The sequence below is a fragment of the Enterobacter sp. RIT637 genome (assembly GCF_019718755.1).
GTDB lineage: Bacteria > Pseudomonadota > Gammaproteobacteria > Enterobacterales > Enterobacteriaceae > Enterobacter.
The window spans coordinates 28875-42243 of the sequence record NZ_JAIHAZ010000015.1; the positions used below are offsets into that span (position 1 = coordinate 28875).

Consider the following 13369-nt stretch of genomic DNA (forward strand, 5'->3'; position numbering starts at 1 on the left):
CACTCAGGGAGTAAAAAGACACTTTTCAAACAGTCTCGCATAACCTGCGCTTTCGACTGGTATCACGCCCGCGAAATCCCTATAATTGCCGCGTTTGACGCTACGGCGTCGTCCTTCCTTAACATCCAGGTTAATCAGGTCGCTAAATTTATGACTGATAAGTCTCATCAGTGCGTCATCATAGGCATCGCCGGCGCATCGGCTTCAGGTAAGAGTCTAATTGCCAGTACGCTTTATCGCGAATTGCGTGAACAAGTCGGTGATGAGCACATCGGCGTCATTCCCGAAGACAGCTATTACAAAGACCAATCCCATCTTTCGATGGAAGAGCGCGTCAAAACCAACTACGACCACCCCAGTGCGATGGATCACAGCTTGTTGTTCCAGCATCTTCAGTCACTTAAAAACGGTACGGCCATTGAGCTGCCGGTCTACAGTTATGTAGAACACACCCGCACGCAGGAAACGGTCCACATTGAACCGAAAAAAGTCATTATCCTTGAAGGCATCCTGCTGCTGACGGATGCGCGTTTGCGCGAGTCGATGAATTTCTCCATTTTCGTCGATACGCCGCTGGATATCTGTCTGATGCGCCGCATCAAGCGCGACGTTAACGAACGCGGTCGTTCCATGGACTCCGTCATGGCGCAATACCAGAAAACCGTGCGTCCAATGTTCCTGCAATTTATCGAGCCATCAAAGCAATACGCCGATATTATCGTGCCTCGTGGCGGTAAAAACCGTATTGCTATTGATATCTTGAAAGCGAAAATTAGCCAGTTTTTTGAATAAGCCGCGCGAATTGTGTACCGTTCAGAGATAACCTGCTTTGCCCTGTGACCATACGGTTGCGGGGCACGATGCACGAAAGGAGAAAGTGCCATGCGTCTTTGTGACCGCGATATAGAAGCCTGGCTGGATGAAGGCCGCCTGTCTATCACCCCGCGTCCGCCGGTAGAACGCATTAACGGTGTCACCGTTGACGTGCGCCTGGGGAATAAATTCCGCACCTTCAGCGGCCACACGGCACCGTTTATCGATCTCAGCGGGCCGAAAGATGAAGTCAGCGCCGCGCTCGATCGCGTGATGAGTGACGAAATCGTTCTTGATGAGGGCGAGGCGTTTTATCTGCATCCCGGTGAGCTGGCGCTGGCAGTGACCTTTGAGTCGGTGACGCTGCCTGCCGATCTGGTGGGCTGGCTGGATGGCCGCTCTTCGCTGGCGCGTCTGGGTCTGATGGTGCACGTTACCGCTCACCGTATCGATCCCGGCTGGTCTGGCCGCATCGTGCTGGAGTTCTTCAACGCCGGTAAATTGCCTCTGGCGCTGCGCCCGGGCATGATGATTGGCGCGCTGAGCTTTGAGCCGCTGACAGGCCCGGCAGATCGTCCTTACAACCGCCGTCAGGACGCAAAATATCGCGACCAGCAGGGTGCGGTTGCCAGTCGTATTGATAAAGACTGATTGTTCGTTCACTGAGGATGCCATGAGAAGAGTTCTTACAACGCTGATGATTTTGCTGGTGGTACTGGTGGCTGGCCTTTCTGCGTTGGTGCTGCTGGTTAACCCCAATGATTTCCGTGCTTATATGGTGCGGCAGGTCGAAGCACGCAGCGGGTATGAACTGAAGCTGGACGGGCCGCTGCGCTGGCACGTCTGGCCGCAACTCAGCATTCTCTCGGGTCGTATGTCGTTAACCGCGCCAGGGGCGTCTCAGCCGCTGGTGTCGGCAGACAATATGCGTCTTGATGTGGCTTTGTTCCCGCTCTTCTCGCATCAGCTTCAGGTTGACCAGGTGATGCTGAAAGGGGCAGTGATCCAGCTTACTCCTCAAACTGAGGCTGTTCGCAAAGCGGATGCCCCCGTCGCGCCACGCGAAAATACCTTGCCGGATGAGCCGTCTGATACCGGCTGGTCGTTCGATATTGGTAACCTTAAAGTGGCCGACAGTGTGCTGGTCTTCCAGCATGAAGGTGACGAGCAGGTTACCGTGCGCAACATCAACCTCAAGATGGAGCAGGACGCCAACCATATCGCCACCGTCGAGTTCTCCGGACGGGTCAACCGCGATCAGCGCGATTTGAACCTCTCCATGAACGCTAACGTGAACGCGTCGGACTATCCCCATCGTCTGACGGCGGATGTCCAGCAGCTGAACTGGCAACTGACGGGTGCTGACTTGCCGACGGCAGGGATTACCGGGCAGGGCACGCTGCAGGCCGTCTGGCATGAAGAAAACAAGCAGCTGGAGCTGAACTCTCTCAATTTGCAGGCCAACGACAGTACCCTGAAAGGGCAGGCGAGCGTCTCGCTTGCTGAAAAACCGAAATGGGTTTTTGACCTGCAGTTCGACAAGCTGAACCTGGAAAACCTGCTGCCACCGCAGCCGAACGCTGCGGCTGACGGCGACGTCGCGCAGACAGGGCAAAGCCAGGCCGCGAAGCCGCGTCCGGTGATCTCCTCAAACCTCGATCAGCCCAATTACAACGGTCTGCGCGGATTTACCGCCGACATACTGCTGAAAGCCAACAGCGTACGCTGGCGCGGCATTGATTTCACCGACGTCAGCAGCCAGATGTTCAACCATAATGGCCTGCTGGTGATATCTGAACTCAGCGGCAAGATGGGGGCAGGGCACATGTCGCTGCCGGGGACGCTGGACGTGCGCAAAGACGTGGCCAGCGCTGAGTTCCAGCCGCGTCTTGAAAACATTGAGATCGGCAACATCCTCAAAGCCTTCAACTATCCGATTGACCTCACGGGGCAACTGACGCTGGCGGGGGATTTCTCCGGCACGAAGATTGACGCGGAGGCATTTCGCCGCGACTGGCAGGGCCAGGCGCACGTTGAGCTGAAAGACACCCGAATGGAAGGTCTCAACTTCCAGCAGCTGGTGCAACAGGCGGTAGAGCGCAGCAGCAATGTCAAAGCGCAGGAAAACTACGATAGCGCAACGCGTCTCGACAGCTTTACCAGTGCGCTGACCCTGGATAACGGAAAGCTGTCCCTGGACGAGATGCAGGGAACCTCTTCTTTGCTGTCGTTGACGGGTGAGGGCAAGCTGGATTTAGTGCAAGAGACGGCGGATACGCGGTTTAACGTCCGTGTGCTTTCCGGATGGGAAGGCGAAGGCGAGCTTATCGATTTCCTGAAACAGACGCCGATCCCGCTGAACGTTTACGGTAAATGGCAGGCGCTGAATTATAGCCTGCAGGTCGATCAGATCCTGCGTAAGCATCTGCAGGACGAAGCAAAACGTCGGCTGAACAGCTGGGCGGACCGCAATAAAGATTCCCAAACCGGCAAGGACGTGAAGAAGCTGTTAGATAAGCTTTGATGTCGGTGGTGCCGGGTGGCGGCTGCGCCTTACCCGGCCTACAAAAAACCGGACACCGTAGGCCGGGTAAGCGAAGCGCCACCCGGCTTTTTTATACCTCAAAATCCATCTCATCCACACTGCGTAGTGGTATCAGCTGTACCTTCTGCACGCGGTGGCTTTCAACCTGAAGCGTTTTAATCATGTACTCACCCACCTGAACTTCTTCCCCCGGCTGCGGGATACGCTGTAAATACTCCATCAGCAGACCCGCAATGGTGTGATACTCCCGTTTCTCATCCAGCGGCAACGGCACAAACTGCACCAGGTCCTCCAGCGGCATATGACCGTTAGCCGTCCACGTACCGTCTGCGTTTTTCTGAATGTCATGGCGCGCATCGATTTCATCCACCTCATTCGGCAGATTACCGGCGATGGTTTCCATCACGTCGCTGAGCGTCACCAACCCCTCGACGGACCCGAACTCATCCACCACAAAGGCGAAGTGGGTGCGAGCGTTACGGAACTGCTCAAGCGCGGAGAGCAAGGGCAGGCCTTCCGGGAACACCAGCGGCTGGCGTACCAGCACGCGCAGATTAAGCGGCTCGCCGTGCAGCTGCTGCTGTAGCAGGTCAATCACGTGCACCACGCCCAGCAGCTCCTCTTCCTCTTCACCGCCCGTGACCACGACCCGGGTGTGCTGGTTTTTATCCAGCAGGGCGCGAATTTGCTCTTCCGGCGCAGTCAGGTCAATGTGCTCGATATCGTGACGCGAGGTCATGATGCTGCTGACGGAGCGCTGGTTCAGGTTAAGCACCCGCTCAATCATGCGCCGTTCCTGCGGATCGAAGATCTGCCCGTCGCTGTGATCGGCCAGCATCGCAGAGGATTCGGCATCCAGCTCGGCATCCTCTTTTCGCCCGCTCAGCAGGCGCATTACCGTATCGGCGGTGCGCTGGCGCAGCGTCTGATTTGCAGAGAGAAAGCGGCGACGGTTAAAGATTGCCAGCTGGTTTAGCGATTCGATCATGACCGAGAAGCCAATCGCCGCGTAAAGGTAGCCTTTTGGAATGTGGAAACCGAATCCGTCCGCGACCAGGCTGAAACCAATCATCAGCAGGAAGCTCAGGCACAGGATCACGATAGTCGGATGGCTGTTCACAAACCGCGTGAGCGCTTTACTTGCCATCACCATCAGCGTGATGGCGACGATCACGGCGGCCATCATCACCGCAAGGTGATCGACCATGCCGACGGCGGTGATGACGGAATCCAGGGAGAAAACGGCGTCGAGCACCACAATCTGCGCCACCACCGGCCAGAATTTCGCGCCGCGCCGCTGTGTGGGGCTATCGCTGTCTTTGCCTTCGAGCCGCTCATTGAGTTCGACCGTGGCTTTGAAAAGAAGGAACAGCCCGCCAAAGAGCATGATCAGGTCACGCGCGCTGAAGCTCAGGCCGTAGAGCGTAAACAGCGGTGTGGTGAGGGTAACCAGCCAGGAGATTGAGGCCAGCAGCAGCAAACGCATCACCATCGCCAGCAGCAAACCCGTGACGCGCGCACGGTCGCGCTGCGCGGGAGGCAGCTTTTCGGCGAGGATGGCGATAAAGACCAGATTATCAATACCGAGCACTAATTCGATGACGACCAGCGTAACCAGCCCGGCCCAGATTGATGGATCGGCAATCCATTCCATAGTAATAGCAATACCTTCAGTTATATGAGCAATGTCACACTTCGATCATGGATAAAGCTGACCGAAATTGCAATGCCAGGCTGAGATTTCTCTTAATAGAAGACAGGATAAAACGAGTGGAAAAATGAGCCGTGTAAATAAGGTAATGGAGAAGATTTAATTACAATGGGTCACATTTAGGATATATCGCAATAAATGGTTTTAACTCATATTTTGTCAATATAAAGAAAATCCTAAAACCTCAAAACTTTGCTCTTAATATTAATCTTAAAAACAGATATTAGGAGGGTTGTCTCCTTGCCTGCTATTAGGTTAGCTGCAACAATTCTCCCAGCATCAAATGTTAAATTTCTTTGTTGCTATTTTTGTTTCGTTCTTATGGTGTGGCAATTCATTGCCAGCGGGCTATTTAACGTGGCTGAAATATTCCCCATAAGACCTTGTTTAAGAGGGTGTCTATCCATAACACATTGTTTAGTCAGTGGATTGGTAACTGAAAGCCAAGGGCGGTAGCGTGCCTGAAAGCGTGTGAATCAGCCTCGATTATTCTGTCAATAGCCAATGGATGAATAAGCTTTTTTTAGGACTGATGCCAGTTATATTTCTAATTGCTTAACTGCATTCTGAATGCCAAAACGACCCGCGCTTATTTAAATTGCACAGGATAATTACTCTGCCAAAGTGATAAATAATCAATGATGAAATCCAAAATGAAATTGATGCCATTATTGGTGTCTGTGACCTTGATGAGTGGTTGCACGGTCTTTCCCGGCAGCAATATGTCAACTATGGGCAAGGATGTGATCAAACAGCAGGACGCCGATTTTGACCTCGACAAAATGGTGAATGTTTATCCATTGACCCCACGTCTGGTGGAACAATTACGTCCGCGTCCTAATGTTGCCCAGCCGAATATGTCGCTGGACCAGGAAATCGCCTCTTACCAGTACCGCGTAGGACCGGGTGACGTGATCAACGTGACCGTATGGGACCACCCGGAACTGACGACCCCAGCGGGCCAGTACCGCAGCTCAAGCGACACCGGTAACTGGGTTCAGTCTGACGGCACGATGTTCTATCCGTACATCGGCAAAGTGCATGTGGCTGGCAAGACGTTGGCCGAGATCCGTAGTGATATTACCGGCCGCTTAGCGCAGTACATCGCTGACCCGCAGGTGGACGTTAATATCGCCGCCTTCCGCTCGCAGAAAGCCTATATCTCTGGCCAGGTCAACAAATCCGGCCAGCAGGCCATCACTAACGTCCCGCTGACGGTTCTGGATGCCATCAACGCCGCAGGCGGCTTAACCGACGGTGCCGACTGGCGCAACGTTGTCCTGACCCACGAAGGCAAAGAGCAGCGCATTTCGCTGCAGGCGCTGATGCAAAACGGCGACCTGACGCAGAACCGACTGCTCTATCCGGGTGACATTCTGTACGTGCCACGCAACGACGATCTGAAAGTGTTCGTGATGGGTGAAGTGAAGAAACAGAGCACCCTCAAGATGGACTTCAGTGGTATGACCCTGACCGAAGCGCTGGGCAACGCGGAAGGCATCGACCTGACCTCGTCGAACGCCAGCGGTATTTTCGTTATCCGTCCGCTGAAAGGCGAGGGTACGAAAGGCAAGATCGCCAACATCTACCAGCTGGATATGTCTGATGCGACGTCGCTGGTGATGGCAACGGAGTTCCGCCTCCAGCCATACGATGTGGTCTATGTTACCACCGCGCCGGTTGCTCGCTGGAACCGCCTGATCAACCAGTTGCTGCCAACCATCAGTGGCGTTCGCTACATGACGGATACGGCGCGCGACATTCATACCTGGTAATCCGCGATGTTTAACAAAATTCTGGTGGTATGCGTGGGGAACATTTGCCGTTCCCCTACGGCGGAGCGGCTGCTGAAGCAGTACGAGCCTGCGTTAACGGTTGAGTCCGCAGGGCTTGGCGCGCTGGTGGGCAAAGGGGCCGACGAGCGTGCGACGAGCGTTGCACAGGCTCATAACCTCTCCCTCGACGGGCATGTTGCCCGTCAGGTCTCAGGCCGGATGTGCCGGGAATATGACCTGATCCTCACGATGGAAAGACGCCACATTCACGCGCTGTGCGAGATCGCACCGGAAATGCGCGGCAAGGTGATGCTGTTTGGTCACTGGGATGGCGAGCGTGAAATCCCCGATCCGTATCGCAAGAGCCGTGAGGCATTTGAGGCGGTATACACCTTACTTGACCAGTCTGCCCGTCAGTGGGCGCAGGCACTGAAAGCTCAGCAGGGATAACAATGACAGAAAAAACAAAACCTTCTGCCGCCCCGACTTCGGGCAGTGATGAAATCGATATTGGTCGCCTGGTCGGCACCGTTGTTGAAGCGAAGTGGTGGGTGATAGGGATCACCGCCGTGTTTGCCGTGGCGGCGATTATTTATACGCTGTTCGCGACGCCAATCTACAGCGCAGACGCGCTGGTGCAGATTGAACAGAACACCGGTAACTCGCTGGTTCAGGATATCGGCTCTGCGCTGGCGAACAAACCGCCCGCATCTGACGCTGAAATTCAGCTGATCCAGTCGCGTCTGGTACTGGGCAAAACGGTGCACGACCTCGGGCTGGATATCTCCGTCACCAAAAATACCTTCCCGATATTCGGGGCGGGCTGGGATCGCCTGATGGGGCGCAGCAATGACACCGTCAAGGTGACGGACTTCGTGCTGCCAAAAGGGGCGGGCGATCAGACCTTTACCCTGACGGTGCTTGGTCCGAAGCAGTATCAGCTGACCAGCGACGCGGGCCTGAGCGCGCGCGGTGAAGTGGGGCAGATGTTGACCAAAGACGGCGTCAGCATGATGGTGAGCGCAATCCACGCGCAGGAAGGCGGTGAGTTTACCGTCACCAAATTCTCCACGCTGGGGATGATCAATAACCTGCAAAACAACCTCACCGTTACCGAAAACGGGAAGGACACCGGCGTCCTGAGCATGACCTTTACCGGTGAAGATAAGGACAAAATCCGCGATATCCTGAACAGCATTACCCGCAACTACCTTGAGCAGAACGTCGAGCGTAAATCTGCGGAAGCCGCAAAAAGCCTGGCCTTCCTTGCCAAACAGCTGCCGGAAGTGCGCTCCCGTCTGGATGCCGCAGAGAACAAGCTGAATGCCTATCGTCAGGACAAAGACTCCGTGGACCTGCCGCTGGAGGCGAAATCCGTTCTTGATTCGATGGTGAACATTGATGCGCAGCTCAATGAACTGACCTTCAAAGAGGCGGAAATCTCCAAGCTCTACACCAAACGTCACCCGGCTTACCGCACGCTGCTGGAAAAACGCCAGACGCTGGAAGAAGAGAAGGCCAAGCTGAACAACCGCGTGACCGCCATGCCGAAGACGCAGCAGGAAATTGTGCGTCTGACCCGCGATGTGGAATCCGGTCAGCAGGTCTATATGCAATTGCTGAACAAACAGCAGGAGCTGAAGATCACCGAAGCCAGTACGGTGGGTGATGTACGTATCGTCGACCCTGCCATCACGCAGCCCGGCGTGCTGAAGCCGAAGAAAGCGCTGATTATTCTCGGCAGCATTATTCTCGGCCTGATGCTCTCTATCGTGGGTGTGCTGCTGCGCTCGCTGTTCAACCGCGGTATCGAAAGCCCGCAGGTGCTGGAAGAGCACGGCATCAACGTGTATGCCAGCATCCCGCTCTCCGAATGGCAAAAGTCGCGTGACAGCGTCAAGACCATCAAAGGGGTTAAGCGCTACAAACAGAGCCAGCTGCTGGCCGTGGGTAACCCGACTGACCTCGCGATTGAAGCGGTGCGCAGCCTGCGTACCAGCCTTCACTTCGCCATGATGCAGGCGAAAAACAACGTCCTGATGATGACCGGCGTTAGCCCGTCAATCGGTAAAACCTTCGTCTGTGCCAACCTGGCGGCGGTGGTAAGCCAGACCAACAAGCGCGTGCTGCTGATCGACTGCGATATGCGTAAGGGCTACACCCATGAGCTGCTGGGCACCAACAACGTTAACGGCCTGTCGGAAATCCTGCTCGGCAAAGGGGAGATTAGCGAGAGCGCGAAACCGACCTCTATCCCGAAATTTGACCTGATCCCACGTGGTCAGGTGCCGCCGAACCCGTCCGAGCTGCTGATGAGCGAACGCTTCACCGAACTGGTGGAGTGGGCGAGTAAGCATTACGACCTGGTGCTGATCGATACCCCGCCAATTCTGGCCGTGACCGATGCCGCCGTGGTGGGCCGTCATGCAGGCACCACGCTGATGGTGGCGCGCTACGCGGTGAACACCCTGAAAGAGGTGGAAACCAGCCTGAGCCGCTTCGAGCAGAACGGCATTGAGGTGAAAGGGGTGATCCTGAACTCCATCTTCCGCCGCGCGACCGGGTACCAGGATTACGGGTATTACGAGTACGAATATAAATCTGACAGTAAATAACAAAACACACCCCACACCCCTCACCCTAACCCTCTCCCCAAAGGGGAGAGGGGACTGTTCGGTGCTGGATTTGGGGGACAAACGTAATGATAACCACTGGCTGCCTTTCACCCTCTCCCCTTTGGGGAGAGGGCCGGGGTGAGGGGAAAAGATGACCACACAACGCCCTTTAGTTTCAATCTATATGCCGACATGGAATCGTCAGCAGCTGGCGATCCGCGCAATCAAATCCGTCCTGCGACAGGATTACGATAACTGGGAGCTGATCATTGTTGATGACTGCTCTTCTTCGTATGAACAGCTGCAAAAGTTTGTGACTGACCTCAACGACCCGCGGGTGGTCTATACGCATAACGCCATTAACTCCGGCGCGTGTGCGGTGCGTAATCAGGCGATTATGCAGGCGAAAGGGCAGTATCTGACCGGGATTGACGACGATGACGAATGGACGCCAAACCGTCTGTCCATCTTTCTCTCTCATAAAGCGCAGCTGGTGACGCACGCGTTTCTGTATGCCAACGACTACGTTTGCCAGGGCGAAGTGTACTCGCAGCCGGCCAGCCTGCCGCTGTACCCGAAATCACCGTACTCCCGCCGCCTGTTCTACAAGCGCAACATTATCGGTAATCAGGTCTTTACCTGGGCATGGCGCTTCAAAGAGTGCCTGTTCGATACCGAACTGAAGGCCGCGCAGGATTACGATATTTTTCTGCGCATGGTGGTGGAGTACGGCGAGCCGTGGAAGGTAGAAGAGGCCACGCAGATCCTGCACATCAACCACGGGGAGATGCAAATCACCTCGTCGCCGAAAAAGTTCTCGGGCTACTTCCACTTCTACCGCAAGCATAAGGACAAGTTTGACCGTGCCAGCCGGAAGTATCAGCTCTTTACCCTGTATCAGATCCGCAATAAGCGCATGAACTGGCGCACGCTGCTGACGTTGCTTTCCGTGCGTAACGGCAAGCGTCTGGCCGACGGGCTTCGGGGGAAATAATGTTTCTGGAAGATTGCCGCGCTAACAGCTGGAGCCTGCGCCCGTGCTGCATGGTTCTGGCGTACCGCATCGCGCACTTTTGCTCGGTGTGGCGCAAGAAAAACGTTTTAAACAATATCTGGGCGGCACCCGTGCTGGTGCTGTACCGCATCATTACCGAATGCTTTTTTGGCTATGAAATTCAGGCCGCTGCCACCATTGGCCGACGCTTCACCATCCACCACGGGTATGCCGTGGTGATCAACAAGTTCGTCGTGGCGGGAGATGATTTCACTATTCGCCACGCGGTCACCATCGGCAACCGTGGCCCAGAGAGCCTGGCCTGTCCGGTGATAGGCAATAACGTCGAGCTGGGCGCCAACGTGGTCATCATCGGTGACATCACGATCGGCAACAACGTCACTATTGGCGCCGGTAGCGTGGTGCTGGACAGCATTCCGGACAATGCCCTGGTGGTGGGAGAGAAAGCCCGCGTGAAGGTGATTAAATGAACATTCTGCAATTTAACGTACGCCTCGCAGAAGGCGGGGCGGCAGGCGTGGCGCTGGATCTGCACCAGCGCGCGCTGCAAAAAGGATTACAGTCGCGTTTTGTTTACGGCTACGGCAAGGGCGGCAAGAAAAGCGTCAGCCATGATAACTATCCTCAGGTGCTGAAGCAGACCCCGCGTCTGACCTCCATTGCCAACATCGCGTTGTTCCGCCTGTTTAACCGCGACCTGTTTGGCAACCTGAACAACCTTTACCGCACCGTGACGCGCACGACCGGTCCGGTTGTGCTGCATTTTCACGTTCTGCACAGCTACTGGCTAAATCTGGAAGAGGTGGTGGCGTTTTGCGAGAAGGTGAAAGCGCATAAGCCGGACACCCGATTCGTCTGGACGCTGCATGATCACTGGAGCGTGACCGGACGCTGCGCCTTTACCGACGGCTGCGAAGGCTGGAAAGATAACTGCCAGAAATGCCCGACGCTGAGCAATTACCCGCCGGTGAAGGTGGATCGCGCGCATCAGCTGGTTGAGGGCAAGCGTCAACTGTTCCGCGACATGCTCTCGCTCGGCTGCACCTTTATCTCCCCAAGCCAGCACGTGGCGGATGCCTTCAACAGCCTGTACGGGGCAGGGCGCTGCAAGATCATCAACAACGGTATCGACGTGGCGACGGAAGAGATCCTGGCGGAACTGACGCCGGTAGCCGAAACGCCCGGCAAACCGAAAATTGCCGTTGTTGCGCACGATCTGCGCTACGACGGCAAAACCAACCAGCAGCTGGTGCGCGACATCATGGCGCTCGGCGACAAGGTTGAACTGCATACCTTCGGCAAGTTTTCCCCGTTTGAAGGGGCGAACGTGGTGAACCACGGATTTGAAACCGACAAGCGCAAGCTGATGAGCGCCCTGAACGGGATGGATGCGCTGGTGTTCAGCTCCCGCGTGGACAACTATCCGCTGATCCTCTGCGAAGCGCTCTCTATTGGCGTGCCCGTCATTGCCACCCACAGCGACGCCGCGCGCGAAGTGCTGGAGAAATCCGGCGGGAAAACCTTCGCGGAGCAGGAGGTGCTGCCGCTGGTGCAGCTGCCGAAGGCCGCGATTGCGCAGGCCGTTTTTGGCACTGACCTGGAATCGTTCCGCAACCGCAGCCGCAAGGCCTACAGTGGACAACAGATGCTGGAGGAGTATGTCTCGTTCTATCAGAATCTGTAGTTATCTGCTGCTGCCGCTGATCTACCTGCTGGTCAACGTCAAAATTGCCCAGCTGGGAGAGAGCTTCCCGATTACCATCGTCACCTTCTTGCCCGTTCTGCTTTTACTCTACGTTGAGAAAATCAGCCTCAAGAAGCTGATGATAGCCTTAGGGCTCGGGGTGGGTCTGACCGCGTTTAACTACATCTTTGGCCAGTCGCTGGATGCCAGCAAATACGTTACCTCAACCATGCTGTTTGTTTATATCGTTATCATTATTGGCATGGTGTGGAGTATTCGCTTTAAAACTATTTCTCCGCACAATTATAAGAAAATCCTTAGGTTCTTTTATATTGTCGTCGGGGTCATTGTTATGCTTGCCGCGATGGAAATGGCGCAAATTATTTTGACCGGCGGCAGCAGCCTGATGGAGATAATTTCGAAATATCTCATATACAGTAACAGCTATGTCCTGAACTTCATTAAGTTTGGTGGGAAGCGTACTACAGCGCTCTATTTTGAACCGGCTTTCTTTGCTCTGGCATTAATCTCAATTTGGCTCAGCATCAAACAGTTTGGTATCAAAACCCCCAAAACCGATGCTATGATTCTTGCAGGAATTGTTCTGTCTGGATCGTTCTCAGGGGTAATGACATTTATCCTGTTTTACCTCCTGGAGTGGGCGTTCCAGTACCTGAACAAAGATGCGATTAAGAAAAAACTGCCGCTGGCGATTATCTCCCTGACGGTATTTATGGTTGGCGTGATATTTGCCTTCCCATACATCTCAGAACGTCTGGGAGATTTGGGAACGGAAGGATCTTCGTCCTATTATCGCATCATCGGGCCACTGGTGATGGTGGGTTATTCCTTAACCCATATTGATGGGGTAGTAAGATTCGGCTCACTTTACGAATATGTTGCATCATTCGGAATCTTTAACGGTGCGGATGTCGGTAAAACCATAGACAATGGTCTGTATCTGTTAATTATTTATTTTTCGTGGTTCGCCGTACTGTTGACGATCTGGTATCTGTTTAAAGTTTTTAAAATGATGATTAACGCGTTTGGTGATAACCAAAACTTTCGCGTACAGCTTTATCTTTTTACGCCAGTATCGTTGTTCTTTACGGGGTCAATATTTAGCCCGGAATATGCTTTCTTGATTGTCTGCCCGTTTATTTTGCGCAAAGCGCTCAATATTACGCGCGTATGACGAAATGAGGTGATTT

11 protein-coding genes are annotated in these 13369 nt (G+C 54.5%); 10 read left to right on the forward strand and 1 reads right to left on the reverse strand.

What is annotated here, in order from left to right; all coding sequences use genetic code 11:
- The first annotated feature begins 150 nt into the window (after nucleotides 1-150).
- From udk to asmA, 3 genes are all read left to right on the forward strand, one after another.
- Nucleotides 151-792 carry a uridine kinase gene (gene udk / locus K5E19_RS18415; RefSeq protein WP_010431898.1) on the forward strand — a complete coding sequence of 214 codons (642 nt, stop codon included), beginning with the start codon at nucleotides 151-153 and terminating at the stop codon, nucleotides 790-792.
- Between the two features lie 90 nt (nucleotides 793-882).
- Entirely contained in the window at nucleotides 883-1464 is a 582-nt protein-coding gene (gene dcd / locus K5E19_RS18420) for a dCTP deaminase (protein WP_006176323.1), read from the forward strand.
- Nucleotides 1465-1486: 22 nt separating this feature from the next.
- Nucleotides 1487-3337, forward strand: a complete 1851-nt coding sequence (gene asmA / locus K5E19_RS18425; RefSeq protein ID WP_221552488.1) for an outer membrane assembly protein AsmA — start codon at nucleotides 1487-1489, stop codon at nucleotides 3335-3337.
- Between the two features lie 91 nt (nucleotides 3338-3428).
- On the opposite strand, the gene K5E19_RS18430 is transcribed toward asmA, so the two are convergent.
- Complete coding sequence (locus K5E19_RS18430) at nucleotides 3429-5012, reverse strand: TerC family protein (RefSeq protein ID WP_221552489.1); 1584 nt, start codon at nucleotides 5010-5012, stop codon at nucleotides 3429-3431.
- A 695-nt stretch (nucleotides 5013-5707) separates the two neighbouring features.
- On the opposite strand from K5E19_RS18430, the gene K5E19_RS18435 reads away from it, so the two are divergent.
- The 7 genes from K5E19_RS18435 (at nucleotide 5708) to wcaD (ending at nucleotide 13353) form a co-directional block, all read left to right on the forward strand.
- Nucleotides 5708-6844, forward strand: coding sequence for a polysaccharide export protein (locus K5E19_RS18435; RefSeq protein ID WP_042719349.1), 1137 nt, complete (start codon nucleotides 5708-5710; stop codon nucleotides 6842-6844).
- Between the two features lie 6 nt (nucleotides 6845-6850).
- The gene (gene wzb, locus K5E19_RS18440; RefSeq protein ID WP_010431923.1) at nucleotides 6851-7294 is read left to right on the forward strand and encodes a low molecular weight protein-tyrosine-phosphatase Wzb; all 444 of its coding nucleotides are present in this window, start codon (nucleotides 6851-6853) and stop codon (nucleotides 7292-7294) included.
- A gap of 2 nt (nucleotides 7295-7296) precedes the next feature.
- Nucleotides 7297-9459, forward strand: coding sequence for a tyrosine-protein kinase Wzc (wzc, locus tag K5E19_RS18445; RefSeq protein ID WP_221552490.1), 2163 nt, complete (start codon nucleotides 7297-7299; stop codon nucleotides 9457-9459).
- A gap of 151 nt (nucleotides 9460-9610) precedes the next feature.
- A complete protein-coding gene (gene wcaA / locus K5E19_RS18450) occupies nucleotides 9611-10453 on the forward strand; it encodes a colanic acid biosynthesis glycosyltransferase WcaA (protein ID WP_063138246.1) in 843 nt (280 codons plus the stop codon).
- On the forward strand, nucleotides 10453-10944 hold the full coding sequence (gene wcaB, locus K5E19_RS18455) for a colanic acid biosynthesis acetyltransferase WcaB (protein WP_042715911.1): 492 nt from the start codon (nucleotides 10453-10455) through the stop codon (nucleotides 10942-10944). The genes wcaA and wcaB overlap by 1 nt, the downstream gene beginning before the upstream one ends.
- Entirely contained in the window at nucleotides 10941-12158 is a 1218-nt protein-coding gene (gene wcaC / locus K5E19_RS18460) for a colanic acid biosynthesis glycosyltransferase WcaC (protein ID WP_221552491.1), read from the forward strand. The genes wcaB and wcaC overlap by 4 nt, the downstream gene beginning before the upstream one ends.
- Nucleotides 12133-13353 carry a colanic acid polymerase WcaD gene (wcaD, locus tag K5E19_RS18465; RefSeq protein ID WP_089598070.1) on the forward strand — a complete coding sequence of 407 codons (1221 nt, stop codon included), beginning with the start codon at nucleotides 12133-12135 and terminating at the stop codon, nucleotides 13351-13353. The genes wcaC and wcaD overlap by 26 nt, the downstream gene beginning before the upstream one ends.
- Nucleotides 13354-13369: the final 16 nt, after the last annotated feature.

Excerpts from the sequence above, each read along its gene's own strand:
- dcd (WP_006176323.1), top strand. The coding sequence starts at position 883 with ATGCGTCTTTGTGACCGCGATATAGAAGCCTGGCTGGATGAAGGCCGC.
- wcaC (WP_221552491.1), top strand. The coding sequence starts at position 10,941 with ATGAACATTCTGCAATTTAACGTACGCCTCGCAGAAGGCGGGGCGGCA.
- K5E19_RS18435 (WP_042719349.1), top strand. The coding sequence starts at position 5,708 with ATGATGAAATCCAAAATGAAATTGATGCCATTATTGGTGTCTGTGACC.
- wcaD (WP_089598070.1), top strand. The coding sequence starts at position 12,133 with ATGTCTCGTTCTATCAGAATCTGTAGTTATCTGCTGCTGCCGCTGATC.
- wzb (WP_010431923.1), top strand. The coding sequence starts at position 6,851 with ATGTTTAACAAAATTCTGGTGGTATGCGTGGGGAACATTTGCCGTTCC.
- asmA (WP_221552488.1), top strand. The coding sequence starts at position 1,487 with ATGAGAAGAGTTCTTACAACGCTGATGATTTTGCTGGTGGTACTGGTG.
- K5E19_RS18430 (WP_221552489.1), bottom strand. The coding sequence starts at position 5,012 with ATGGAATGGATTGCCGATCCATCAATCTGGGCCGGGCTGGTTACGCTG.
- wzc (WP_221552490.1), top strand. The coding sequence starts at position 7,297 with ATGACAGAAAAAACAAAACCTTCTGCCGCCCCGACTTCGGGCAGTGAT.
- wcaB (WP_042715911.1), top strand. The coding sequence starts at position 10,453 with ATGTTTCTGGAAGATTGCCGCGCTAACAGCTGGAGCCTGCGCCCGTGC.
- wcaA (WP_063138246.1), top strand. The coding sequence starts at position 9,611 with ATGACCACACAACGCCCTTTAGTTTCAATCTATATGCCGACATGGAAT.
- udk (WP_010431898.1), top strand. The coding sequence starts at position 151 with ATGACTGATAAGTCTCATCAGTGCGTCATCATAGGCATCGCCGGCGCA.